We start from the raw sequence: 25,859 nt of genomic DNA on the forward strand, positions 1-25,859 counted from the left end.
GCGCCTCGAAAGACAAGCGCTTGCAATCAGTCTGAAACTCAAATTTTTAAAATTTTGTTTACACATTAAGAGCTTAAATTAAGCTCTTTTTCTTGTGAAATGATTGTTATAATGTGAAAAGCATAATATATTAAATTAATCATGTATGAACTGAAACTAAGTGACTTGAAAGGATGAAATAAATGATTACGATTAAGACTGAACGTGAAATAAACTTAATGAATGAAGCAGGTACTTTATTGGCTGCTACACATAAGGAAATTGCTAAAATGATTAAACCAGGGATTACAACTTGGGAAATCGATCAATTTGTAGAAAAGTTTTTAGCTGAAAATGGTGCGAAACCGGAACAAAAAGGTTACCGAGGATATAAATATGCAACTTGTGCATCAATTAATGATGAGATTTGCCACGGATTCCCTCGTAAAAAATCATTAAAAGATGGAGATATTGTAACGATTGATATGGTTGTAAATTTAAATGGTGCGCTTGCTGATTCGGCTTGGACATATGGTGTAGGAAATATAGCTAAAGAAAACAAGGACTTATTAAAAGTTACGCAAGAATGCTTATATAAAGGCATAGAGCAAGCTGTAGTAGGAAACCGTATTGGTGATATTGGTTTTGCGATTCAATCTTATGCTGAGTCATTAGGTTATTCTGTTGTGCGTGATTTTACTGGACATGGCATAGGACCAACTCTTCATGAAGAGCCATATGTTCCTCATTTCGGTATAGCTGGTAAAGGTTTAAGACTACGTGAAGGGATGGTCATTACGATTGAACCAATGATTAATTTAGGGTCATGGCAATCAACAATGGATTCAAATGGCTGGACAGCAAGAACAAGAGATGGAAAAAATTCAGCACAATTTGAACATACTTTAGCGATAACAAGTAATGGACCAAAAATATTGACAAAGCAATAAGGTAATTATTTACATTGATAATGAAAGCATAAAAAAATATAATTAGATCATAAAAGATAAAACTTATAATTAAAAACCAATTAAAAATCTATTGACATAATGGACTAGCTAGAATACTATTATATTATTAATAAACAATCGAATACTCCAAAGGGGAGTAGCGTCAGGAGAGATCCTGAAACAAAGTCGTCATTACATGAGAAGAAATTCTCATCGGCTTTGTTGGCATACATATGTATGCTCAGCAAGACCTTTGCCGTAGTACTACAACTATAGGCAGAGGTCTTTTTATTTTGTAGTCACGGGTACAGGTTGTTTAATTAAAAATAGTAGTTTCATAAGGGGGAAGAGTCATGGATTTATTTGACGGATTAAGTATTGGCGTACTATTGAATGTAATTTTTATCGACCTGTTATTAAGTGGTGACAATGCTATTCTAATCGCATTAGCAGCGAAAAACTTACCAGCAGAACAAAAGAAAAAAGCAGTATTATTTGGTACATTAGGTGCAATTGGACTACGTATAGTATTTGCAGCAGTAATCGTGTATTTATTAAAAATTCCGTTTATTTATGCAATCGGTGGTTTAATGTTATTATGGATTGCTTTTAAATTATTAGTCGATGACTCTGGACACGGCGAAGTTAAAAGTGGTGCAACATTATGGGGAGCAGTTCGAACAATCATCATTGCAGATGCGTTAATGAGTCTTGATAATGTTTTAGCTTTAGCTGGTGTATCACATGGTAGCTTAGTTGCAATCGTAATTGGGATTTTAATTTCTATTCCAATTATTGTTGGCGGAAGCTCATTATTAATGAAAATTATGAACAAATACCCAATTATTACAACAATTGGTTCAGGTATCTTAGCTTGGACTGCAGCTGGTATGATTACGCATGAAAAAATGATAAATGATGTTTTTGAAAGTAATACAATTACTTTAGCGTTCAAAATTGTCATGACTGCAATCGTAATTGGAGCTGGTACAATTGTTGCTAGAAGAAAAGCACAAAAACATCAAGTTGCAAATTCACAAAATCAAACAGCATAATACACTAAAAGGCCCAGCTTATAAAGCTTGGGCTTTTTATTTTTGCAATACAGTATGTAAGAGGAAATTTTAGCATATCATTTTTATTGGCGACTTAAAAAAGAATATAATTATGAAATATTTATGTCAAATTAACAGTATTCTGGGGAATTATAGTATCAATAGACACAAATTGGAAAATATAATTCTTGAAAAGAATTAGGACAATAAGTATACTTTAGTTGTCAGACATCTGACGCTATCATTTAAGTTTCAGTTTGTTTCGATGAGTTAGGAGGAAAACAAATGAATAGAAAATTTAATAGAGTGTTCCTCGTTGTTATGGATTCTGTAGGGATCGGAGAAGCTCCTGATGCAGAAAAATTTAATGATGTTGGATCAGATACACTAGGCCATATTGCTGAAGAAATGAATGGTTTACATATGCCGAATATGGCAAAACTAGGTTTAAGTAATATTAGAGAATTGAAAGGGGTTCCAAAGGCCGATAAGCCACTTGCATATTACACAAAAATGGAAGAGTCATCAGTTGGAAAAGATACAATGACAGGACATTGGGAAATCATGGGTCTTCACATTGATAAGCCATTTAAAGTTTTTGCTGATGGATTCCCTAAAGAATTAATAAGCGAATTAGAAACCCATTTTGATCGTAAAATAATCGGAAATAAACCTGCTTCAGGAACTGAGATATTAGTTGAACTTGGTGAACAGCATATGAAGACAGGCGATTTAATCGTTTATACATCTGCTGATTCTGTTTTACAAATTGCAGCTCATGAAGAAGTTGTTCCTTTAGAAGATTTATATCGTTATTGTGAAATTGCACGTAAATTAACATTAGATGATCCATACATGATTGGTCGTGTAATCGCGAGACCATTTGTAGGTGAGCCTGGAAACTTCAAACGTACACCAAATCGCCATGACTATGCATTAAAACCATTTGGACGTACTGTTATGAATGAGTTAAAAGATGCAAATTTTGATGTAATTTCTATCGGTAAAATTGCTGATATCTTCGATGGTGAAGGAATTACGAAAGCATTACGTACTGTTTCAAATATGGACGGTATGGATAAATTAGTTGAAACATTAAAAATGGACTTCACTGGTTTAAGCTTCCTAAATTTAGTTGATTTTGATGCAGTATACGGTCATAGAAGAGATCCACTAGGTTACGGTAAAGCATTAGAAGAATACGATGCAAGATTACCTGAAGTATTTAATTTATTAAAAGAAGATGATTTATTAATGATTACTGCCGATCATGGAAATGATCCGACATATACTGGTACAGACCATACAAGAGAATATGTGCCTTTACTAGTTTATAGTAAACAGTTTTCAGAAGGTAAAGAATTAGAAATTCCAAAAACTTTTGCTGATATTGGAGCAACCATTGCAGAAAACTTTAAAGTTGCAATGCCATCACATGGATCAAGTTTTTTTGAAAAATTGAGATAAGGTGGAGTTACATATGAATAAAGAAAATATCGATAAAGCCGCTGAGTTTATTAAAAGTAAAGTTGACAGACAGCCTAAAATTGGATTGATTTTAGGATCAGGTTTAGGCGTTCTTGTTGATGAAATAGAAAACCAAGAAAAAATACCGTATCATACGATTCCTGAATACCCAACATCAACAGTAGAAGGGCATGAAGGACAACTAGTTTTTGGAACGATACACGGTATTGAAGTAGTAGCAATGCAAGGAAGAGTTCACTACTACGAAGGATATAGCATGGAAAAAGTTACATTCCCTGTACGTATCATGAAAGAATTAGGTGTAGAAAAATTAATCGTAACGAATGCAGCAGGTGGAGTTAATACGTCATACGAACCTGGTGATTTAATGTTAATTACAGACCATATTAATTTTACTGGTACTAGTCCACTAATTGGACCAAATAACCCAGAGCTAGGCGTTCGTTTTGTAGATATGTCTTATCCATATGACCGTGAATTAAGAGAACTTGCAAAAAATGCTGCTAGTGAAGTAGATGTAAAACTTCAAGAAGGAGTTTACGCTGCACTGACAGGACCATCTTATGAAACTCCAGCTGAAATTCGCATGTTTAGAACATTAGGTGCTGATGCTGTTGGAATGTCAACTGTATCTGAAGTAATTGTGGCACGTCATGCTGAATTAAGAGTACTTGGTATTTCATGTATTTCAAACATGGCAGCAGGCATTTTAGATCAACCACTAAACCATGAAGAAGTTATTGAAACAACACAAAGAGTAAGAGCATCATTTTTATCATTAGTAAAAGAGATTATTCGTAAAATCGGTTAATTCAAAAGTTAACGATTATAAAAGGACTTCTACATTATGTGGAAGTCACTTTTCATTAGAAGTAATATACACCAATTAGAAAGAGGCGTTTCAAAAATGAGAATGGTAGATTTAATCGAAAAAAAACGTGATGGAAAAACATTAACAACGGAAGAAGTTAATTTTGTAGTCAAAGGTTTCACAGATGGTAGTGTACCTGATTATCAAATGAGTGCTTTTGCAATGGCAGTTTTCTTAAAGGGTATGACTGAAAAAGAATATAGTGATTTAACAATGGCGATGGTACATTCTGGTGATACAATTGACCTTTCTAACATTGAAGGAATCAAAGTTGATAAACATTCAACTGGTGGAGTAGGTGATACAACTACACTTGTATTAGGTCCATTAGTAGCTTCTTTAGATATTCCAGTTGCCAAAATGAGTGGACGTGGTTTAGGTCACACTGGTGGTACAATCGATAAATTAGAAGCTGTAGAAGGCTTCCATGTTGAATTAACAGAAGAAGAATTTACTAAACAAGTAAATGATATTAAATTAGCTGTTATCGGGCAAACAGGAGATTTAACACCTGCTGACAAAAAGTTATATGCACTACGTGATGTAACAGCAACTGTTAACTCAATCCCATTAATTTCAAGTTCAATTATGAGTAAAAAAATCGCTGCTGGTGCAGACGCAATTGTTTTAGATGTTAAAACTGGTGCAGGTGCATTTATGAAAGATATTGATGATGCACGCGATTTAGCTAAAGCGATGGTTAAGATTGGTAACAACGTTGGAAGACAAACAGTTGCAGTTATTTCTGATATGAGCCAACCATTAGGATTTGCGATTGGTAATGCATTAGAAGTGAAAGAAGCAATTGACACTCTTAAAGGTGAAGGTCCAAAAGATTTAGAAGAATTATGCTTAGTATTAGGTAGCCAAATGGTTGTATTAGCTAAAAAAGCTGAAACAATAGAAGAAGCAAGAGCTAAACTTCTAGAAAATATGAAAAACGGAAAAGCTTTAGAAGTATTTAAAGCATTTTTAGTAGCTCAAGGTGGAGACGGTTCAGTAGTAGATGATCCATCAAAACTACCTCAAGCTAAATATGTACAAGAAGTAGTAGCGAAGCAAGATGGTTATGTTTCACAAATCGTCGCTGATGCAGTTGGAACAGCAGCTATGAAATTAGGCGCAGGACGTGCAACAAAAGAATCAGTAATTGACTTAGCTGTTGGTTTAATGCTAAACAAAAAAGTAGGCGAAGCAGTTAAAAAAGGCGAATCATTAGTTACTGTCTATTCAAGCACAGAAGATATTAGTGAAGTTGAAAAAGACTTACTAGAAAACATTAAAATTTCTACAGAAAAAGTAGAAGAACCTACATTAGTTTACGATTTAATTATGGAAGCTTAAAAACTTTTAAAAGCTATTCTCTGGAGATGAGAATAGCTTTTTTTTGTTCTTCTTATTCAATAAAATGGCAGGTTACTTTTCAAGTTAATAATATAGGTCTTTTTTTATACTTTTCAAAAAGATAAGAACATACCTTTATATCAAAGGAATAAATAATAAAAAATGTTCAAAGTTTTGATTTAAAGGGAGTTAAGCTAATGGGAAAGAAAGTGTTATTCTTCGGTGATGTAGGAATTGATGATGCGATCGCTTTGGTTTATGCACGGTTAACAGAAGATATCGAAATAATTGGGATTGTAGCTGATTATGGGAATGTATCTAAAAAAGAAACGACAAGGAATGTTCGTTTTTTACTTAAAAGGTCAGGAAAAGAATATATTAAAGTCTATGGGGGTGCTGAGAAACCAATGACGGGCGAAATCCCGACCTATTACCTTGATATACATGGTCCGTTCGGCTTAGGTCCAATCGATCCAGGATTAAAGTTAGAGAACTTAGAGAACTTTTGTGAAGTGATCAATTTGATTGAGCAGCATAAGGATGAACTAGTAATAGTGAATACTGGGAGGTTAACCTCGCTAGCGACCTTATTTATCTTATACGAAGATTTGATGAAAAGTGTGAATTCTTACTATATCATGGGCGGGGCCTTTCTTTATCCTGGAAATGTTACACCAGTAGCTGAAGCGAATTTTCACGGTGATCCGTTAGCAGCTAATATCGTTATGAAGTATGTAAATGGTGCATATATTTTCCCCTTAAATGTAACGCAAAATGCCATCGTAACTCCTTCAATGGCCAATTATATTCATTCTAAAGGAAAAACTGATCTTGTAAAACCATTATTAGATTACTATTATTTCAACTTCTATCAAAAGAAGGTACCCGGGATAAAGGGGAGTCCAGTTCATGATGCGGTAACTCTCATGGCAGTCATACGTAGCGATTTATTTAAATTCTATCAATCGGCTGTTGTAATTGATTCAACCGATGTGGCTAGGGGTCAAAGTATTGCAGATTTTAGAGTAACTGATACTCCTGAGAAATTTGATGGAAGACCGCAACAACATATCGCAGTAGGCCTAGACTATGAAGGATTTTATAAGGATTTTATGTCAGTTATGACCGGGGAGAAATTTTAGATTGATTCGAACTTTAGCGCTTTATACTTTTGGTCAAACCCTTGCCATATTATGCAAGGGTTTGTTTCTTTATTGTTAAATTATTATTTTTTTAAATACTTAAGCTTAAGCTTCCTAATAACATAAGTGCAAAAATGATATATGGAAAGATGACCAAAAACCATACAAAAGGCTTTTTCCATGTATCAAGTTTATGATAGATAGCTAAAGTGATTAATAAAATCACCACTATTGGAATGAATAGAAATCCATACATTTAAGTGTGTGAAAATTTCTGTAAAATAAAGGGTAAAAACAACAAAACAGTACAGCTAATAAGGTTTTAATACAATACTTTTATTGATTAACAATTTAGTAATAATAGAAGTGATCAGTATGATAGCAATAAAAAATACAAACAAGTACATCGTAAAGTAAAAGGATCCTGATAATTCCCCACCAGCCCCAGTACCATCGGCGTCAGTAGACATTCCAAATAAAAAAAACAACATGATTTATTCTTGGTGCGTGAAGGCTAAAGACCCATAAGGCTTGCCGAGTAGGCTAAAAGAATCTCGCCCTATGGAAAGCGAGCAACCTGTAATGGAAATCAACCTCACTTTACTCCTTTTACGAATAATTGATCATTAATTACCAAGATTATTTTTTAACAGTGTGAAGAAAATTATTTTCTTGTTTAATTATTTGATTAAATTTAGTATAATTGTAATCGTGCCTTGTTGCATGGGTGGGAGAGGGAGACACTAAAAGAGAGGAATTTCTTTGAAAAATTTATTGAACAAACAATTTAATCTTGAAGGTAGCGGTACGACCATTAAAACGGAGTTGATTGCAGGTGCAGTTTCATTTTTAACACTTGTCTATATTTTGTCCGTTAATAGTACAATTTTGCATGATGCAGGTATACCGTTCCAAGGTGCAATGATTGCCACAATTTTGTCAGCTTTCTTTGGAAGCGTTATGATGGGATTATGGAGTAATTCACCTTTAGTATTAGTTCCGGGAATGGGCATCAACGCATTGTTTACTTATACAATGGTTGGAGAAATGGGAATGAATTGGAAAGAAGCACTTGCTGTTGTATTTGTAAGTGGAATCTTATTATCAATTTTATCATTCACAAAATTAATTAAGAAATTAACAACTGCGATTCCATTATCACTAAAAAGTGCAATTACAGTTGGAATTGGATTTTTCTTAACGTTTATCGGTCTTCAAGCTGGTGGGATTGTTGTAAAAAATGAAAGTACGTTTGTATCGATAGCAAATTTTACAAACGTGGATGTTTTAGCAACAGTTATTACACTAGGTATTGCAATTTATCTTTTTATTAAAAATGTACCTGCAAACTTTTTAATTACGGTTATTTTAGGTACAATCATTTCATTCATTTTACATGGTGGAATTGAAAAAGCACATGATACAACAAAAATTACAATGAAATCTGCTAGTGAAGTTGTCGGACAACTGACCTTTACTCATCTGTTGAGTTTTCCATTTTGGATTGCAGTATTTTCGTTAACGATGGTTGTATTATTCGAATCAATCGGTATTATTCATGGTCAATTAAGCATGATGAACCAAGAGCATAAGCAGCAAAAGGTTGTACAAGGAACTGCGTTTGGTATTATTTTATCCGGTATACTTGGGACTAGTCCAACAGTTATTGCTGTTGAAGGTAGTGCAGGTATCAGTTCTGGTGGTAGAACAGGTCTTACTTCTATTGTAACTGGATTTTTATTTTTAGGATGTTTACTCTTTATGCCATTAATAGCATATATTCCAACATCTGCGATTGCACCAATCTTAATCATAATCGGTTCATTAATGGTTAAACATATTACAGATATTCAATTGGATGATCCTACTGAGGCAATACCAGCCTTCTTAATTTTAGCATTCATCCCTTTAACATATAGTATTATTGACGGAATTGCATTCGGTTTTATTGCTTATCCATTAGTAAAAATGGCAGCAGGTAAGAAAACTGAAATTACACCATATATGGTTGCAATTTCAGCACTATTCTTTGTACGATTTGCATTGAACTTTATTTCATAAAAAAAAGCGCTGATTCTTTTACCGAGAACCAGCGCTTTTTAATTTGTTGTTTTTAAAATTTAGATTTTGCAAAACATTAATCAAAAAATTTATTTAAACGTTTATAAAAGAAATAGCCAACAACGGTACCAATTATTAATCCAATCACGTAAATAAACGTGTTATTTCCATTTGCAATGGTAGATGTTAATAAAGCGATTAATGTCGCTGAAAGATATACAAATAAGACGTTTACGAATAAACCGAATTTTTTATAAACGAATAATTTGCCATTATTGACATTTGCATATCTGTTATAACATAATAAACCGATTATTAGAAATGCAACGATATAAAGGATAATGATCGTTAAATTTCCGTAGTCTATAGTTGGATAATGAACGATTTTTTCATTAAAATCTTTTGAAATATATAGTGGGCCTGATTGATATGGAATAGACCAACTAGTAATCGTTTTTTCAAAGCTATTGCCAGATAATTTATAGTTAAAGATACCATTTAAGTTTGAATAAATACTAAAATAGATAATACTAGGTGAGAAAATCGTAAAAATAGTGAAAAGTGTTTGAGAAAAATAATGACCTGTAATTGTTCCAATCGATAGACCAATTGTAAAAAAAGCAATCGTAAATAGGAATATGACAGTAAAAATAGTTACAAATGATGAAGCATCAATATATTTGTGTAGATTAGTATTGTAATGGATTAATAGAGTTAAAATAATTAATCCAACAGTCGCCATAAAAATATGAGCAATTCCAAATACCCATTTTGATAAATAAAGTTGTCTAGGTGAGTAAGGAAGCGAAAACTGGAAATCAATTCCTCCTGTATTTCGTCCAATTCCTATCAATAAAATACTTAATATTAATACGATGATTGGTGAAATAATTGCTAGCATACTAAAGTCAGATATATAAAGGTACGGATTACTAGGATTAGTTAGTAATGCTCGATTTAATTCATCAGTGTTATTGTAATAGCTAAATGGAAGAATAATAAGATAGACAAGATATAATAAAATAAGTGCAAGTCTAGATTGTTTGGAATTTATTAGCCACAATGCTTTACTAAACATATAAGTCCCCTCCATCATTTATGAAAAATAAATCCTCTAATGTTAATGGAAGTTCTTCTAAAAGAAGCGGATTCTCATTTTCCATTCGTTTTATATATTCGTTCTTATTTCCATTAATAATGATAATTGCTACTTTTCCGGTTTTTGAGAATACAGATATAGATGGGTCATCTTCAAATATTTTAGGTAAGCCATCTTCAAATGCTACTTGTAATTTATAAAATTGACTTGTACTTTCTTCCATTGTAGAGATTGAATTAATTCTTCCATCCTTAATAAATAAATATTGATCAATTATTTTCTCTAGCTCAGCGAGATGATGTGATGAAATAATCACTCCGACAGAGTTTGTGCTTGCATATTCAATGATTAATTGCAAAACAGTCCGTTTAACGACTGGATCTAAACCATTAGTTGGTTCGTCTAAAATGACATATTTGGCATCTGTTGAAAAGGTTAATAATAAATAGATAAGTGTTTTCATCCCTTTTGAGTATTTACGTAGAGATGTATTAGGTAATTTATATTTATTTAATGCTTCTAGAAATTTGTGTTTATTGAAATTTGGATATGAATTTTCATAGATCGTAATAAGCTCTTTCACACTATATTGATTAATGAAATTTGTAGAATCACTCATATATGCAATTTGTCTTCTTGTGATAGGTGATTCGTTAATCTCTTCATCGTCAATACTAATTGAGCCTTCGTCTGGAGATAGAATGCCAACGATTGTCCTTAATAGCGTCGTTTTACCAGCTCCATTTCTACCGATTAAGCCTGTGATTTTACCTTTTTCTATTTGGAAGTTTAGATTTTTTAACACTTCATTTTCATCGAGTTTTTTACTTAAATGATGGATTTTCAACAAACTATTCAGCTCCTTTATTAGAATAAAACTCTTTTACCCAATTCATTATTTCTTCCTCTTTTACGCCATCTGTTAAACAATCAATTAATAAATTGGAAAGTTTATTTTTATATTTTAAAAGGGTATCTGTTGAAACAGTCTCTTTTGTTAAACCAATCACAAATGTTCCTTTGCCCCTTATCGTTTCGATGACTCCAGTGCGCTCTAGTTCTTGATAGGCTCTACTAACAGTATTTGGATTGATCACCAATGTAGTTGCTAATTCACGTACGGAAGGAAGTTTATCACCATTTACCAAAATCTTTCTTAGCATTTGTTCTTTTGTTTGTAGAACAATTTGCTCCCAAAGGGGTAAATGGCTTCTTGGGTCTAAAATAATAATCAAGAGATCACCACCTCAAATGTTTTCTTAAGTGTATGGAGTGTATTAAGTGTATGGGTGTATTTAATACACTTTACTTATATCATATGTTTTCATGTATGTAAATAGTTCCATTCTTTCTAATATTTTCTTCTGTGGTTGATTAAACTACTTTTATTTGGAAAAAATATGTATGAAAAGAATGGAGGGTTATAGATGAAAAGGGTATTACTAACTCTTTTAAGTAGTGTTATGATCTTTTCTTTATCACTACCTAAAGTAAATGCAAGAGAGACACAAAATAATGATGTAAGTTTGGCAAAAAGTGCATTATCTTCCGTAATTATTGAACAAGATACTGGGAAAATCTTATATGAAAAAGACGCTAGAAAAGAGCTTCCACCAGCAAGTATGACTAAGATTATGACAATGCTTATTATTATGGAAGAAATCAATAAAGGAAAACTCAGGTTAGATGATAAAGTTATGACAAGTGAACATGCTGCGTCAATGGGCGGATCACAAATCTTTTTAGAACCTGGCGAAGAGATGACAGTAAAAGAAATGTTAAAAGGGATTGCAATCGCATCAGGAAATGATGCATCGGTCGCAATGGCAGAGAAAATTGCAGGTACAGAAGAGGCGTTTGTCGCTCTAATGAATAAAAAAGTAAAACAGTTAGGATTAAAAAATACACATTTTGAAAACCCAACTGGGCTACCTGCACCTGGTCATTATTCATCTGCGTATGATATGGCAATCATGGGAAGAGAGCTTTTAAAATATCCATTAATTACAAAGTTTACTGGTACTTATGAAGATTACTTGAGAAAAGATACTGAAAAACAATTTTGGTTAGTTAATACGAATAAACTAGTACGTTTTTATCCAGGAGCGGATGGATTGAAAACTGGATTTACTGCAGAAGCAAAATATTGTTTAACAGCAACTGCTAAGAAGAACAACATGCGAGTAGTTAGCGTGATTATGGGTGCACCAACTTCTAAAGAAAGAAATGCACAAATGACAAATTTGCTTGATTATGCATTTAATCAATATCAAGTAAAACAGTTAATTAAACAAGGTGATAATATCGAAAGGCTTAGTATTAGCAAAGGTAAGTCTAAAGGTGTAAATGTTATCACTAAAAGCCCAGTTTCAGTTGTATTGAAGAAGGGTGAAGCGATGAATAAAATTACGAAAGATATTCAGCTGAATAAAAATATTCAAGCCCCAATTAAAAAAGGGCAAGTTGTCGGTGTTTTAATATTAAAACAAGGTAGCAAAGTATTATCTAAAACAGATTTGGTTGCTAATAAATCGGTAAGTAAAGCTAATTGGTACGATTTATTTAAGCGTACTGTTGGAGGATTCAACTGATTTTTTCCGACTAATTTCGAGTATTACTAAAAGATTTGGCGTTTTGCCACTAGTTTTGTCATACGTGAAGGAATTCGGTTTAGTTTTAAAGAACTCTAAAATAACCGTCAAATAAGGAGGTTATTGTAGTGAGTCTTAATATTGAACTTGAAGTGAAAAATGCAATCCTTTGTGTAAGACTTGCAGGGGAACTAGATCATCACACTGCTGAGGATTTACGTTTACAAGTAAATGAGGTATTAGAGTCACAGACTATCAAACATATTTTATTAAATCTTGAGCATTTAACGTTTATGGATAGTTCTGGTTTAGGTGTCATTTTAGGTAGATATAAAGTTATTCGAAATAAAGGTGGAGAAATGGTTGTATGTTCAATTTCTCCATCAATTAAACGGTTGTTTGATATGTCTGGTTTATTTAAGATTGTTCATTTAGCTGATGATGAGTCAAATGGACTTAATGTATTGGGGGTGGCATAATGCGAAATGAAATGAACCTTCAATTTTCCGCATTAAGTCAAAATGAATCATTTGCTCGTGTAACTGTAGCTGCATTTATTACCCAACTAGATCCTACTTTAGATGAATTAACAGAAATTAAAACTGTCGTATCTGAGGCTGTTACAAATGCGATTATTCATGGTTATGAAAATAATCCTGAAGGCATCGTATTCATTTCAGTTCTACTTGAAGATCAGACAGTAACTTTAACAATTCGAGATGAAGGTATTGGCATTGCTGATTTAGATGAAGCAATGCAACCTTTATACACTTCAAAACCAGATTTAGAAAGATCCGGCATGGGATTTACGATTATGGAGAATTTCATGGATCAATGTGAAGTTGTGTCCACTATTAATGTTGGTACAACGATTACGGTTAAAAAGTACTTATCAAATAGCAATGTTTTAAGTAATTAAGGAGAATCGCCTATGGACGTAGAAGTCAAGCAAGATCAACCCCGTGCGCAGTTAAAGGATCATGAATTAAAAGAGTTAATTAAGCGTAGTCAGGCTGGAGATCAATTGGCTAGAGACAGCATCGTCGGGCACAACATGAGACTTGTATGGTCAGTTGTTCAGCGCTTTATTAACCGCGGATATGAACCAGATGATTTATTTCAGATTGGTTGTATCGGATTATTGAAATCGGTAGATAAATTTGATTTATCTTATGATGTACGATTTTCTACATATGCTGTTCCGATGATTATTGGAGAAATCCAACGATTTATTCGAGACGACGGAACGGTTAAAGTGAGTCGTTCATTAAAGGAAACGAATAATAAGATTCGAAAAGCAAAAGAAGAATTAAGTAAAACGCTTGGAAGAATGCCTACAATTAACGAGATTGCTACTCATATGGAAATTACACCAGAGGATGTTGTACTTGCACAAGAGGCTAGTAGAGCTCCTTCATCAATACATGAAACGGTGTATGAAAATGATGGTGATCCGATTACATTGTTAGATCAAATTGCTGATAACCATGAAACAAATTGGTTTGAAAAATTTGCATTAAAAGAAGCGATAAAACAACTAGATGATCGAGAGCGATTAATTGTCTATTTACGATATTATAAAGATCAAACTCAATCAGAAGTTGCTGAACGATTAGGAATTTCTCAAGTGCAAGTTTCAAGACTAGAGAAAAAGATTCTCCAACAAATGAAAGACAAAATTAAATAAAATCTTAAGCTAAAAAGCTGAAGAATCGTAAGAAATACAATACGATTTTTCAGCTTTTTTATTTTGTCTTTATTTTAGTGTTTTTACTGTAACTCTAGTTTCAAATAAAGATGAACATCTTCAAGTTCCACTATCAGATGCTTTTTTTTGATAGGACTGACGACAATCTTTTCCTATTTTTACTTACCTAACTACTCAGATCAATCTTACTGGACTTATATTTTTGGGAAGTTTTCACATACTAGTTGTAATTGAATTCATAAAGCTTTGAAACTGAGGGGAAAGTATGAATAAGGTGTTATATATTAAATTACTCAATCGAATCGTTGTACAAGTAGGTAAACGTGTACATCTAGGCGAGATTGCACGATTACAAGGGATTAATGTTGATTTAACCCGAATTCAAAACATCATTGTACATGAATCAAAAAAGGAGGATGGTACACATACAGTTATTGATATTCTAGAGCTTTTACCATTAATTCTTGAAATTGAACCTGATATTTCGTTCGAGCTAGTTGGAGTGACAATGTGCATAATAGAACTTAAAAATGAAGTTTCAAAGGACCGTTTTTTACTGTTTTGTTTCGTTTGGATCTTGTTATTTACAGGTTCTTCATTAGCAATTATTTATTTCCACGAAGATGTAAGCATGCAACAGGTTCAACAACGAATTTACTATATGATTACAGGAGAACATAATCATAAACCTTTATTACTTCAAGTACCATATTCTTTTGGACTAGGAATTGGGATGATTTTATTTTTTAATCAATGGTTTAAGACTAGATTAAACGAAGAACCGAGTCCTCTTGAAGTAGAAATGTTTCAGTACCAACGCTCAATGGATGAATATGTGTTAGTAAACGAAAATAAAAAGCCAAACAAAAGTGTAAATACCGATGATTAGAGAATTGTTTATAGTGCTTGTAGGTTTTTCAGGAGGTATTGCTGTTGGTACGGGCTTTGTAGCATTTTTATCGGTTATTGGAATTATTCCAAGACTTACACAGTTAACAAAAACGATTAATAAAATTCGAGCTTATGAGTTTGCAGTTATTTTAGGAGCAATCTTTGGTTGCTGGATTAGTTTGCGAAATACCGTTTTTAATTTGCCGAATATCTTTTCAGTATTTATTGGGCTGTTAGCAGGTATTTTTATTGGAATGTTAGCTGCAGCGTTAACCGAAGTATTAAACGTTTTTCCAATCTTAGCGAAACGGATTGGCATTCAAAAGAAAATTGTGTACTTATTAATGGCAATTGCACTAGGTAAAGTTTTTGGGTCGTTATTTCATTGGATTTATTTTATAGAGTAAAGGATGGATGAAATGAGTGGGAAATTAAAAGCTAATTATAAAGAGAATATAAAACCATACCAACCGAAAAAGCCGGTATTAAAAAATTGTATTAAAGCGTTTTTAGTTGGTGGATTTATCTGCCTTTTAGGTGAATGTATTACGAAAATCTATATTAACTATTTTAACTTTACTGAAAAAAATGTGGGTGATCCAACAGTAGCTACACTTGTATTAATTTCGAGCTTACTTACAGGGTTTGGTATATATGACAAAATTGGACAATTTGCAGGTGCAGGATCTGCTGTTCCTGTAACAGGCTTTGCCAACTCTATGACGAGTGCTGCTATGGAACATAGAAGTGAAGGTCTCGTTCTAGGGGTTGCAACAAATATGTTTAAACTAGCTGGTTGTGTAATTGTTTATGGAGTTGTTTCAGCATACGTCGTTGGAATGATACGATACGCATTTAAAGTATTTCTTTAGGAGGTGAGTACATATGGCTTTAGTCGGTAAACAAACTTGGGAGTTTCAAAATGGTGTTTATGTCCAAGCATCTGGAACCGCTGTTGGACCAAGAGAAAACTTGGGACTGTTAGGTGGCAAATTTGATTATGCTTATGAAGATCTTCATTGTAATGAAGATAATTGGGAATTAGCAGAAAGAGCATTAATGAGAAATGCAATTTCAGTTGCTCTTAAAAAAGCAAATAAAACCGTAGAAGATATCGATGTATTTTTAGCAGGTGATTTACTAAATCAAAATGTTACTGCGAACTTTATGGCAAGGGAATTGCAACTTCCTTTTTTATGTATGTTTGGTGCATGCTCAACTTCTATGGAAACGGCTGCACTTGGTGCGCAGTTAATCGATAGTGGCTACGCAAAAATGGCATTGGCAGCAACAAGTAGCCATAATGCTACTGCTGAAAGGCAATATAGATATCCTACTGAATACGGTGGACAAAAACCAGATTCTGCAACTTTTACAGTAACTGGAGCAGGAAGTGTTCTCCTTTCAAATAAAAAAAGCAAAATTAAAGTGAAATGCGCCACAATTGGTACAGTTCAGGATTTAGGTTTGACAGATCCATTCGACATGGGTTCTGCGATGGCACCAGCAGCAGCCTATACAATTGTACAACACTTTAAAGACACAAATACGACGCCTGATGATTATGATTTTATCGTAACTGGAGATCTTTCGGCTGTAGGCGCACCTATTTGCGAACAACTTGTTAGAGAAGAAGGATATGATATGGCTGGAAAATACAATGATTGTGGATTGCTAATCTATGATCGAGAAAATCAGGAAGTTTTTGCTGGGGGAAGTGGATGTGCTTGTTCAGCAGTTGTAACATATGGTCATTTATTTCAAGAATTAAATAAAGGTACTTATAAACGAATTTTAGTAGCGGCAACCGGAGCTCTTTTAAGTCCAACAATGATTCAACAGAAAGAATCAATTCCAACTATTTCACATGCTGTCGTTTTCGAAAGCTGTTAGGAGGTGTTCAGATGGATTTTGTTAATGCTTTTATAGTAGGAGGTCTAATTTGTGTAGTTGGCCAGTTACTTTTTGATTTCACAAAATTAACACCAGGGCATGTGATGTGCATATTTGTAGTAATTGGATCAATTTTAGATGGGTTTGGTATTTACGATAAGCTAATAAAATTTGCTGGTGCAGGTGCAACCGTTCCAATTACTAGTTTTGGCCATTCTTTATTACATGGAGCGATGGCAGAAGCAAGTGATCACGGATTTATTGGTATTGGAATGGGGATTTTTTCCCTAACTTCATCTGGAATTTCAGCAGCAATTTTATTCTCATTTATAATTGCACTTATTTTTAAGCCAAAAGGTTAACTTATGAAAAAGAAAAGGATCATTATCGTAACCGACGGAGATGTTTATGCACATCGGAGTATTGAGTATTTGGCAAAACAATTTGGCGGATGCACAATATCACAATCGAAAGGTAATCCCACTAAGTTCTCTGGAAAGAGAATGGTTGAAATCATAATGCAAGCACAAAAGGAACCAGTATTTGTATTGTTTGATGACAGTGGCTTTATGGGAGAAGGTCCTGGAGAAAAAGCTTTAAAATATGTTGCAAGTGATAAACATATTGAAGTTATTGCTGCACTAGCAGTAGCATCAAATACTCATCATCAAGAATGGACAAAAGTAGATGTAAGTATTGATAACGAAGGAAATTTAACGGAATATGGTGTCGATAAGTATGGAGTACCTGATATTGAAATCGGAAGAATAAATGGAGACACCGTTTATAATTTAGATCAACTAAATATTCCCTTCATTTTAGGAATCGGCGATATTGGAAAAATGGGTGGAAGAGATGATATAGAAATCGGTTCACCCATTACAAGAAAAGCAATTGAATATATCCTCGAGAGGAGTGAACTCCAATGACTACGAAAAAAGAGCCGACAAAACTTACAAATAAACTAGTTACAAATGCTCATACAATAAGTGATCGGATCGGTTATGGAGTAAGTTTTGATGTCGGAAAACGTGTGATTTTTGTAAATAAAGTTGAAGTTAATCTATATTATGTTAACGGATTAACGGATACAAGCTTTATTCAAAGATTCTTAGATGACTTAATTGGGTTAGAAAAAGTCGAGAAAAATAAATCAATGTTTAAAAATATTGAGGATACGATTGTCCATCAATCAGTAGAAATCGTTTTAACATTTGAAGATGTTATTAAGAAGGTATTATCTGGTTTAATCGTAGTATTAGTTGATGGAGAAGATAAAGGACTTGCAGTCGATGTTAGGAGTTATCCTGGACGTGGTCCAACTGAACCAGATACCGAGCGAGTAGTACGTGGATCACGAGATGGTTTTACTGAAAACATTATTAATAATACTGGCCTTATTAGAAGACGTATTCGCGATGAAAATTTAAGAAATGAAATTCTTCAGGTTGGTGAAAGCTCTAAGACAGATATTTGTTTATCCTATATAGAAGGCTTAGCGCACGCGGAACTTGTTAAAGAAGTTCGGGATCGCATTACAGGTATCCACGTTGATGGTCTTACAATGACAGATAAGAAATTAGAGGAATTTATTTTAAAACAAGGATATAATCCTTTTCCTTTAGTTAGATATTCGGAAAGACCTGATGTTGTTGCAAACCACATTCTCGAAGGACATGTATGTATTATCGTGGATACATCTCCGAGTGTAATCATTACGCCTGCAACGTATTACCACCATATGCAACATGCTGAAGAATTCAGACAAACTCCTACAGTCGGAACATTCCTTCGATGGTGTCGTTATATAGGAATTTTTATGTCAATCTTTTTATTACCATTTTGGTTACTATTATGTAATTATCCAGAGGTATTACCAAAATCATTAAGTTATATTGGTCCAAAAGAAACAAGTAATATTCCAATTTATTTACAATTAATTATTGCCGATATGGGGATTGAATTCCTGAGAATGGCAAGTATACATACACCAAATGCAGTTTCCACTTCAATGGGGATTATTGCAGCAGTATTGATTGGGCAAGTCGCAATTGATGTAGGCCTTTTCCAACCGGAAGTAGTACTATATACAGCCGTGTCGATGATTGGATCATATGCGACGCCTAGTTATGAGCTAGCACTTGCAAATAAATTGGCCAAATTCTTTATATTAATTTTAACTGCAATATTAGGTGTTAAAGGCTTTATGATTGGTTCAACACTATTTATACTGTTTTTAGCAAGCCTCAACACTTTAAATACACCTTATTTTTGGCCATTTATCCCATTTGATGGCAGAGCCTTCTGGCATTTAGTTATCCGTACTAAAGCTAGTGAAAATCAACATCAAAAAGGTGGAAAAACAATCGGTGATGCTACCATTTAATTTGCTTATATTTGCTCAGTCTGAGCCTTTATTTGCAGTGCAGCACGCTTTTAACACAATAAACCCGGTTACTTTTTTAAGTAACCGGGTTTGTTTCATTATTATTTAAAGAATGAAAGAATCGCATCAAATAATGCAGAGAAGAAATCTTTAAGTTTTTGAATAAAAGACTGACCTTCTTTAGAATTTAGATAATCTGAAATTTTATTTTTAGCTTTTGTTAATTGGTTCCCTACTTGATCCCAATTAATATTTAAATCTTTCATTTTTTCAAATAAAGACATCAAACTAGCCTTTTGATCCGCAGTTAATGTGATACCAAGATCCTTTGCTATTCGATCAATTAATAATTTTAATTCATCGGTTGACATGTTTGGATTTTTAGCAAGCTCTTCTTTCACTTTAGTGACAAGTTGTACAGCTTTTTCATTACCTACTGAATCACCAAGTTTGGCAGTTTTAACCATTTCTTCATTTGCTACTTTTTTAACATCATCAGGTATAACTTCACCTGAACTTAGCTCATAAGCCTTCATAATCCCAGTTAAAGCAGCTGTACCAGAGACTTCAAATGGTGCAGTAATGACAATATTTGCATCTTTTAATCCAGCTGTGATTAAAGCATTTGTATACATTGAGTTAGTAACCCATGAAATGTTATTTGATTGAACGACAATACCTGTATTTTTTTCACCGATTGTAATCATAGCAGATGAAAGAGCTCGAGTACCGATTTGAGCACTAGGTACAGTACCATCTAAATATTTATGCTCCTCTTGATTCGAAACAGTCACAATTCTAGCATCGGATGGTGCACCCATTTCAGCTAATAATGATTTCTTTTGCGTTTCAGACAAATTTTGTCCAAGAGTAACAATCGTATCACCAGGAACAGAATCAGCAAATACCGATAAAGGCATAGCTAATAATCCCATTGAAATGGTGAACGCTAATAACTTTCGTTTTAACAAAGAGACACTCCCTTTACAATAATCCAAATTTTACATCTTACAACACTATTATAGTACTTTTAGAAAACTTGTCATTACTTTTTGTTTTTTGTATGATTATATAAGCGTTACTAGTTTATTCAGTAATGAAAAATATAGGACATTTAAGTCTTATGAAATTGTACATACATAAGGAGGATTTTTATTATGAAAAAAGCAAGTATAACATTTGAAAATGGTGAACAAATTTTAATCGAATTATTCCCAGAGCATGCACCAGGTACAGTTGAAAACTTTGAAAAATTAATCCGTGAAGGTTTCTACAATGGATTAACTTTCCACCGTGTAATTCCTGGATTTGTATCTCAAGGTGGAGATCCAAACGGTAATGGAACAGGTGGCCCAGGATACAAAATTAAATGTGAAACTGTTGGTAACCCATTAAAACACAAAGCTGGATCTTTATCAATGGCACATGCTGGAAAAGATACTGGTGGTAGCCAATTCTTTATCGTTCACGAGCCACAACCACATTTAGATGGCGTACATACAGTTTTCGGTCAAGTAATCGAAGGCATGGATACAGTTTTAAGAATGCGTAATGGCGATGTTATGCAAGAAGTTAAGGTTTGGGACGAAGAATAGTCAAACCAATATTCTAAAAAGACTTCAAATGAAGAAAACCACAAGGGGAAAATTTTTCCTTGTGGTTTTTTAACATGTTCATGATTGGTTAAACGGTGGAATATTTCATAGTAGTTCGGACGACTTATTGAACATTAAATTAGGAGATTAATTTTTGTATTTTTTGAAAAATGTTTAGTTTTTAGTGTTTCACATTCTAATTTTCATGTTATTTCTTCACTATTCTTGATTCCTATCATCTAATTCAACATGATTCATCGGCTTATTTGCAGTTTTCTTATTTTTAATTGCAGATATGATTTTTTAAATTGCAGATTTCCAAAATTTAATTGCAGATTTGGCTTTTTTTATTGCACATACTCCGATTTAATTGCAGTTCACTTGAATTTAATTGCACTAACTGGTCTCACCTTGATCTTCAACGCTGTTGATAATAATGCTGGTTGTAATATGAATTTTGATAATAATTTTGGTTCTGCTGATTTGCAAATTCATGCTGATTTTGAACTTGTCGATTACAGTTTTTTGGTGGTCCTATAAATATAGAAGGTTGTAAATTTGCTGTTGCATTTTTCCATTGGTTTTCATCAAGGCAGTAAGTATGTGAGACGATATTTGAAGGTGTAAATTTCATTAAATCAGAGAATAAAATTACATCAGGGGAAGGTGCATTAAATATGGCTAATAAATGAGTATTGTCAACAGTTGCGATTTCATAATGCCACCAACCTTGTGGTACGTTTGCAACTTGACCAGGGGTAATTGGGAAATTTAATAGTTGCTTTGTATAAGGATTCAAAATCGATACAACTGCGGCGCCAGAAATACAATATACTAATTCTGATGAATTTTGATGATAATGTGGCTCTACAACATTATTTACACTTAAATATATATCTAATAAAGACAAATTATCCAAAGTATTCAAATCATTAACACTTAATTGATTGATAAAGTTTTGATTATCCTTCACAAAGGCATGGTTTTTATTTATATCATAAGTATATTGAATATTTGGCGATGTATAATCTAAATCCAACCTCATAATGATCACCCTTTTATAGATTTCTAACTAAAATTTACTTTATTCAAATTTAGCTAATTGGTGACAAAAGCCTATAAGGTTGGAATGGCAAGAAGTATACATGGCTAGAACACTAAATCATTCTAAATTCCACCTATACCATATATCCCGTTTTTCCTTCTCTCTGGTTTTCTGACTTGACAGAAAAATGTGAGAATTATATATTTGAAATATTGATATATTTGGAACGAATTTTTATATTTACCGTAATATAGAGGGATAATCAATCATATAATATGTATTGGTTTAGAAGCTAATTAGAGTTTTAATAATTTTTAAGAGGGGTTAACATGTTAATTAGGTATAAGAAAACATATGAGAAAATTGCAATGGGCCTGCTTTCGTTTATGCCGAATGAAAAGAATGTGAAGAGCTTAGTAAATACGATTAAAGATTATGAAACTAAAGATGATAATCATTTGTTCCTTTGGAAATTAGACGATATTGTTGGGATTATTGGAATACAACTACTACCAGATAAGGTTATTATGATTAAACATTTAAGTGTAAACCCTTCATTCCGAAATCAAGGTATTGCAACTTCACTTTACGATGCTATTAGATCTCAGTATACAGACTATACAATCGTAACAACGCAAGAAGTAGCTTCATTTATTGAACATTGCCATGTTAGTTTGAAAGTATTATAGAAAAAGGTGCTCATTTTTTTTGAGCACCTTTTTTTTGCGTTGTAATAAAAATGCTTCTATGAACCATTCATGAGTAAGAATTTTTAAACTTCATGCTTTTTTTACATACTCATGAACCAGTTATGAGTAAGTACGAACCAAGAAAATGCTATTTAGATTACTCATAAACCATTCATGGGAAAGTACGAACCAAGAAATTACTATTTTGCTTACTCATAAACCAGTCATGACTAGGTATGATTCAACTTCCATTTCGAAACAGTAAAAAAGATGCCCATTTATTTGAGCACCTTTTCCTATAACTCTATATTTTTCTTCGTAATTCTAATTGCTTTAATCTTTCCGAAATGACATCTGTTCGATCTCTTGTAGAATGTTTATTAATTAAATCTTCGGTAAAAGTCGAGTATTTTTCTTCTTGATTTTGATATCTTTCAATCAATTCTTGGTCATTTATCGGGAGATTGAAAGGGTGAAATTCCGTTTCGTTTTGAAGGTTTAGCTGTAAATCTGATATGATTTGTTGAAAGCGTAATTGATCAATTCCAGCCATTTCCAATAAATTAGAATCATTTGAAAAGATAATAACGTGTCGAAATAATTTTTTTGCACCAGTAAAGTTTCTTCTTCTATAATGATATAACACTACTGATAATCTTATTAAACCTAACCAGACCTTTTTATATTGATGATTTAATTCAAGTTTCCATTGTTCCTCAAGAATTTCATGACATTCAAAAAAATCTTGATCAAAATGGAAATGACATAAATATTTTATGTATCGTTCGTTTTTATTGTAATGGACCAAGTTTTTCACCTCTTTATTACTAAAATTTTATCAGAAATGGAATTATTTAAAAAGAAGAAAGCCTAAACTAATGTCTAGACTTTCACGTTTTGTTTATTCACGGGGTTAAATTAACAGACGAAAGCACATCCTACGATGATTAATAAAATAAATAATACTACGATTAAAGCAAAGCCTCTGCCGTGGCCGAAACCGCCGAACTCTGGAGAAACAGCACCTTTACTCATGAAATAACCTCCTTACCAAAAAAATAATTCTTCTTGCACTGATATCTTATGAAAAATTTTAGAAATTGGTATAGGCGTAAAACTAAAAATTTAGGAACAAAGTAACTTCATCGATGAAAAAACCTTTTCTGTTATATAGTTTTATGAAATAATACTTTATACTGTTATAGAGTATATTTTTATTTTAAAGTAAGTTGGTGAGTAGTTTGTGAAACAATATGAAGTTAAAATTGATGCATTTGAAGGGCCATTAGATTTATTACTTCATTTAATTCAACGTTTTGAAATTGATATTTATGATATACCTGTATCTGAAATAACAGATCAATATGTTTCATATATTCATACAATGAAAGAATTAGAATTGGATATTGCAAGTGAATATTTAGTGATGGCAGCTGAATTACTTGCGATGAAAAGTAAAAGTATTTTACCTAATCATGAAGAACAAGCTGATTGGGATGCTGTACTTGAAGAAGACCCTAGAGAAGAACTAATGAATCGATTAATTATATATAAGCAATTTAAAGAAGCGGCAATCGTATTTCAGGAAAAAGAATCCGAACGTGCGATGATTTTTACCCGAAATCCGGTTGATTTGTCCGAATATGGACCAAGACCAGAAGATATTGTCATGCCGACTGATGTTACGATTTACGATATGTTTGGTGCACTTCAAAAGCTATTTAAACGTAAAAAGCTACAAGAACCGCTTCAAACTAAAATTGTTCGTGAAGAAATATCGATCGAAAAAAGAATGAATGAAATTATTACTTACTTAAAAAGTTTAAAAAAGAGAACAAATTTCATCAGTTTATTTCCATATAATGATAAAGAAAGTATTGTAGTTACTTTTTTAGCGATTTTGGAGTTAATGAAAACAAAAGACATTGTAGTAGAACAGGAACAAAACTTTTCAGAAATATTTCTAACATCACGAGAGGTTTTTGAAGATAAGCAAGCTGAGGTGTACTTGTAATGGAACTGGAAAAAAATTTAGTAGGAGTTCTTGAAGGACTTTTATTTGTAGCTGGCGATGAAGGAATATCGATTGTCGAGCTATCCGAGACTTTAGAATTAAGTCAGACAGATGTTCTAGAATTAATTGAGAGTCTAAAAAAAGAATATGAAAATCCTAACAGAGGATTACAACTTAGAATATTAGCTAACAGATATAAACTAACTTCAAAGAGGGAACATGGTGAGTTTTTTAAAAAATTAGTTGAAAGTCCATCGAACTCTTCGTTGTCACAAGCAGCATTAGAAACTTTAGCGATTGTTGCATATCAACAACCTATCACGAGGACAGAAATTGAAGATATTCGTGGAGTTAAGACTGAAAAACCAATTCAAACTCTTGTCTCGAAATATTTAATTAAAGAAGTTGGACGTGCTGAAGGTACTGGACGTGCAATTTTATATGGAACCACTTCTGAGTTTTTAGATTATTTTGGTCTAAAAAATATTAAAGAATTACCTCCACTACCACAAGATTTAAAAATGGAAGAGGTTGAAGAAGAAGCAGATTTATTTTTTAGCAAATTTGAAAAACAAGATTAGTTAAAAAATTCTGCAAATCTTTATGTATCCTATGTTAAACTAATACTATGGAAATCTTGGAGGGTGAAAGAATTGTTAATTTATAATTGTCATGGGTATGAATTAGTAAAGGCTCAACCAAATACTTCGGAAGATTTTTTTAATCGTTCTGAAGTTGAATATGAATATAATGGTCAAAAAATTGTTACTTCTGTCTTATATGTTCGCTTTTTTGAAGAACAACTTTCTGAAGAAAGTGATTTAAAAACAACTAGATTATATGAAAATGGTGATCAATCAGTAGATTTCCGTGATATAGTGGCACTTGCGCTAATTATTAAAAATCCTGATTATCGTGGAAGAAAGCGAATATATATTAATGAATTAGATCAATTTGTTAAAGAGCTACAAGGTGCTGATTTTGATAAGTTGGTAGGATATGTGAGAAGTATTAAACAAAATTCAAATAAAATTGAAATATCGATCTAATTTAACGGA

30 protein-coding genes are annotated in these 25,859 nt (G+C 32.8%); 23 read left to right on the plus strand and 7 right to left on the minus strand.

What is annotated here, in order from left to right; translation table 11 throughout:
- The first annotated feature begins 182 nt into the window (after positions 1 to 182).
- The 7 genes from map (at position 183) to COI44_RS21370 (ending at position 8,890) form a co-directional block, all read left to right on the plus strand.
- On the plus strand, positions 183 to 929 hold the full coding sequence (gene map / locus COI44_RS21340; protein ID WP_098429701.1) for a type I methionyl aminopeptidase: 747 nt from the start codon (positions 183 to 185) through the stop codon (positions 927 to 929).
- Positions 930 to 1,282: 353 nt separating this feature from the next.
- The gene (locus tag COI44_RS21345; RefSeq protein WP_098429702.1) at positions 1,283 to 1,984 is read left to right on the plus strand and encodes a TerC family protein; all 702 of its coding nucleotides are present in this window, start codon (positions 1,283 to 1,285) and stop codon (positions 1,982 to 1,984) included.
- 285 nt (positions 1,985 to 2,269) lie between these two features.
- Entirely contained in the window at positions 2,270 to 3,451 is a 1,182-nt protein-coding gene (deoB, locus tag COI44_RS21350; RefSeq protein WP_098429703.1) for a phosphopentomutase, read from the plus strand.
- A 13-nt stretch (positions 3,452 to 3,464) separates the two neighbouring features.
- Entirely contained in the window at positions 3,465 to 4,283 is an 819-nt protein-coding gene (locus COI44_RS21355) for a purine-nucleoside phosphorylase (RefSeq protein ID WP_098429704.1), read from the plus strand.
- Between the two features lie 96 nt (positions 4,284 to 4,379).
- A complete protein-coding gene (locus tag COI44_RS21360) occupies positions 4,380 to 5,687 on the plus strand; it encodes a pyrimidine-nucleoside phosphorylase (RefSeq protein WP_098429705.1) in 1,308 nt (435 codons plus the stop codon).
- Between the two features lie 197 nt (positions 5,688 to 5,884).
- The gene (locus COI44_RS21365; protein WP_098429706.1) at positions 5,885 to 6,829 is read left to right on the plus strand and encodes a nucleoside hydrolase; all 945 of its coding nucleotides are present in this window, start codon (positions 5,885 to 5,887) and stop codon (positions 6,827 to 6,829) included.
- Positions 6,830 to 7,591: 762 nt separating this feature from the next.
- Positions 7,592 to 8,890 carry an NCS2 family permease gene (locus tag COI44_RS21370; protein ID WP_098429707.1) on the plus strand — a complete coding sequence of 433 codons (1,299 nt, stop codon included), beginning with the start codon at positions 7,592 to 7,594 and terminating at the stop codon, positions 8,888 to 8,890.
- Between the two features lie 76 nt (positions 8,891 to 8,966).
- On the opposite strand, the gene COI44_RS21375 is transcribed toward COI44_RS21370, so the two are convergent.
- Genes COI44_RS21375 through COI44_RS21385 form a run of 3 tightly spaced genes read right to left on the minus strand, consistent with a single transcriptional unit; the run spans position 8,967 to position 11,224 of the window.
- On the minus strand, positions 8,967 to 9,968 hold the full coding sequence (locus COI44_RS21375; protein ID WP_179887213.1) for an ABC transporter permease subunit: 1,002 nt from the start codon (positions 9,966 to 9,968) through the stop codon (positions 8,967 to 8,969).
- The gene (locus COI44_RS21380; RefSeq protein WP_179887214.1) at positions 9,961 to 10,839 is read right to left on the minus strand and encodes an ABC transporter ATP-binding protein; all 879 of its coding nucleotides are present in this window, start codon (positions 10,837 to 10,839) and stop codon (positions 9,961 to 9,963) included. Before COI44_RS21380 ends, COI44_RS21375 begins: the two co-directional genes overlap by 8 nt.
- Position 10,840: 1 nt before the next feature.
- The gene (locus COI44_RS21385) at positions 10,841 to 11,224 is read right to left on the minus strand and encodes a GntR family transcriptional regulator (protein WP_098429710.1); all 384 of its coding nucleotides are present in this window, start codon (positions 11,222 to 11,224) and stop codon (positions 10,841 to 10,843) included.
- Positions 11,225 to 11,416: 192 nt separating this feature from the next.
- Here COI44_RS21385 and COI44_RS21390 point away from each other — a divergent pair, with 192 nt between their 5' ends.
- The 11 genes from COI44_RS21390 to COI44_RS21440 all read left to right on the plus strand — a co-directional run bounded on the left by COI44_RS21390 (position 11,417) and on the right by COI44_RS21440 (position 19,458).
- Positions 11,417 to 12,580 (plus strand): D-alanyl-D-alanine carboxypeptidase family protein, encoded by a 1,164-nt coding sequence (locus COI44_RS21390; protein ID WP_098429711.1) that lies wholly within the window; start codon positions 11,417 to 11,419, stop codon positions 12,578 to 12,580.
- A 128-nt stretch (positions 12,581 to 12,708) separates the two neighbouring features.
- Positions 12,709 to 13,059: an anti-sigma F factor antagonist gene (gene spoIIAA, locus COI44_RS21395; protein ID WP_069031806.1), complete on the plus strand. Its 351-nt coding sequence runs from the start codon at positions 12,709 to 12,711 to the stop codon at positions 13,057 to 13,059.
- Positions 13,059 to 13,499: an anti-sigma F factor gene (spoIIAB, locus tag COI44_RS21400; RefSeq protein WP_025672021.1), complete on the plus strand. Its 441-nt coding sequence runs from the start codon at positions 13,059 to 13,061 to the stop codon at positions 13,497 to 13,499. The genes spoIIAA and spoIIAB overlap by 1 nt, the downstream gene beginning before the upstream one ends.
- Before the next feature lie 12 nt (positions 13,500 to 13,511).
- Positions 13,512 to 14,267 carry an RNA polymerase sporulation sigma factor SigF gene (gene sigF, locus COI44_RS21405; protein WP_056466881.1) on the plus strand — a complete coding sequence of 252 codons (756 nt, stop codon included), beginning with the start codon at positions 13,512 to 13,514 and terminating at the stop codon, positions 14,265 to 14,267.
- A gap of 286 nt (positions 14,268 to 14,553) precedes the next feature.
- Positions 14,554 to 15,177: a stage V sporulation protein AA gene (locus COI44_RS21410; protein ID WP_098429712.1), complete on the plus strand. Its 624-nt coding sequence runs from the start codon at positions 14,554 to 14,556 to the stop codon at positions 15,175 to 15,177.
- The gene (locus COI44_RS21415) at positions 15,170 to 15,586 is read left to right on the plus strand and encodes a stage V sporulation protein AB (protein WP_098429713.1); all 417 of its coding nucleotides are present in this window, start codon (positions 15,170 to 15,172) and stop codon (positions 15,584 to 15,586) included. The genes COI44_RS21410 and COI44_RS21415 overlap by 8 nt, the downstream gene beginning before the upstream one ends.
- A 12-nt stretch (positions 15,587 to 15,598) precedes the next feature.
- Complete coding sequence (gene spoVAC / locus COI44_RS21420; RefSeq protein ID WP_069031810.1) at positions 15,599 to 16,051, plus strand: stage V sporulation protein AC; 453 nt, start codon at positions 15,599 to 15,601, stop codon at positions 16,049 to 16,051.
- A 13-nt stretch (positions 16,052 to 16,064) separates the two neighbouring features.
- The gene (gene spoVAD / locus COI44_RS21425) at positions 16,065 to 17,072 is read left to right on the plus strand and encodes a stage V sporulation protein AD (protein WP_097979051.1); all 1,008 of its coding nucleotides are present in this window, start codon (positions 16,065 to 16,067) and stop codon (positions 17,070 to 17,072) included.
- An 11-nt stretch (positions 17,073 to 17,083) separates the two neighbouring features.
- The gene (gene spoVAE, locus COI44_RS21430; RefSeq protein WP_098429714.1) at positions 17,084 to 17,434 is read left to right on the plus strand and encodes a stage V sporulation protein AE; all 351 of its coding nucleotides are present in this window, start codon (positions 17,084 to 17,086) and stop codon (positions 17,432 to 17,434) included.
- A 3-nt stretch (positions 17,435 to 17,437) separates the two neighbouring features.
- Positions 17,438 to 18,001: a stage V sporulation protein SpoVABEA gene (spoVAEA, locus tag COI44_RS21435; protein WP_049819788.1), complete on the plus strand. Its 564-nt coding sequence runs from the start codon at positions 17,438 to 17,440 to the stop codon at positions 17,999 to 18,001.
- On the plus strand, positions 17,998 to 19,458 hold the full coding sequence (locus COI44_RS21440; RefSeq protein WP_098429715.1) for a spore germination protein: 1,461 nt from the start codon (positions 17,998 to 18,000) through the stop codon (positions 19,456 to 19,458). Before spoVAEA ends, COI44_RS21440 begins: the two co-directional genes overlap by 4 nt.
- 101 nt (positions 19,459 to 19,559) lie before the next feature.
- Here COI44_RS21440 and COI44_RS21445 read toward each other — a convergent pair whose 3' ends face one another.
- Positions 19,560 to 20,393, minus strand: coding sequence for a DUF1002 domain-containing protein (locus tag COI44_RS21445; protein WP_286164043.1), 834 nt, complete (start codon positions 20,391 to 20,393; stop codon positions 19,560 to 19,562).
- A 222-nt stretch (positions 20,394 to 20,615) separates the two neighbouring features.
- On the opposite strand from COI44_RS21445, the gene COI44_RS21450 reads away from it, so the two are divergent.
- Positions 20,616 to 21,053 (plus strand): peptidylprolyl isomerase, encoded by a 438-nt coding sequence (locus tag COI44_RS21450; protein ID WP_056466860.1) that lies wholly within the window; start codon positions 20,616 to 20,618, stop codon positions 21,051 to 21,053.
- A 418-nt stretch (positions 21,054 to 21,471) separates the two neighbouring features.
- On the opposite strand, the gene COI44_RS21455 is transcribed toward COI44_RS21450, so the two are convergent.
- Positions 21,472 to 22,098 carry a cupin domain-containing protein gene (locus tag COI44_RS21455; RefSeq protein ID WP_098429716.1) on the minus strand — a complete coding sequence of 209 codons (627 nt, stop codon included), beginning with the start codon at positions 22,096 to 22,098 and terminating at the stop codon, positions 21,472 to 21,474.
- A 329-nt stretch (positions 22,099 to 22,427) separates the two neighbouring features.
- On the opposite strand from COI44_RS21455, the gene COI44_RS21460 reads away from it, so the two are divergent.
- Entirely contained in the window at positions 22,428 to 22,787 is a 360-nt protein-coding gene (locus tag COI44_RS21460; protein ID WP_025672354.1) for a GNAT family N-acetyltransferase, read from the plus strand.
- Positions 22,788 to 23,091: 304 nt separating this feature from the next.
- Here COI44_RS21460 and COI44_RS21465 read toward each other — a convergent pair whose 3' ends face one another.
- Together COI44_RS21465 and COI44_RS21470 are read right to left on the minus strand one after the other, a co-directional pair.
- Positions 23,092 to 23,595, minus strand: a complete 504-nt coding sequence (locus COI44_RS21465) for a DUF309 domain-containing protein (protein ID WP_179887216.1) — start codon at positions 23,593 to 23,595, stop codon at positions 23,092 to 23,094.
- 110 nt (positions 23,596 to 23,705) lie between these two features.
- Complete coding sequence (locus COI44_RS21470) at positions 23,706 to 23,822, minus strand: YjcZ family sporulation protein (RefSeq protein ID WP_084006686.1); 117 nt, start codon at positions 23,820 to 23,822, stop codon at positions 23,706 to 23,708.
- Between the two features lie 208 nt (positions 23,823 to 24,030).
- Between COI44_RS21470 and COI44_RS21475 the strand changes: the two genes are divergently transcribed.
- From COI44_RS21475 to COI44_RS21485, 3 genes are all read left to right on the plus strand, one after another.
- On the plus strand, positions 24,031 to 24,801 hold the full coding sequence (locus COI44_RS21475) for a segregation/condensation protein A (protein WP_098429718.1): 771 nt from the start codon (positions 24,031 to 24,033) through the stop codon (positions 24,799 to 24,801).
- Positions 24,801 to 25,382 carry an SMC-Scp complex subunit ScpB gene (gene scpB / locus COI44_RS21480; RefSeq protein WP_098429719.1) on the plus strand — a complete coding sequence of 194 codons (582 nt, stop codon included), beginning with the start codon at positions 24,801 to 24,803 and terminating at the stop codon, positions 25,380 to 25,382. Before COI44_RS21475 ends, scpB begins: the two co-directional genes overlap by 1 nt.
- A 72-nt stretch (positions 25,383 to 25,454) precedes the next feature.
- Complete coding sequence (locus COI44_RS21485; RefSeq protein WP_098429720.1) at positions 25,455 to 25,850, plus strand: hypothetical protein; 396 nt, start codon at positions 25,455 to 25,457, stop codon at positions 25,848 to 25,850.
- Positions 25,851 to 25,859 lie beyond the last annotated feature (9 nt).

The sequence above is a fragment of the Bacillus sp. AFS088145 genome (genome assembly GCF_002564465.1).
Classification (GTDB): domain Bacteria; phylum Bacillota; class Bacilli; order Bacillales; family Bacillaceae_G; genus Gottfriedia.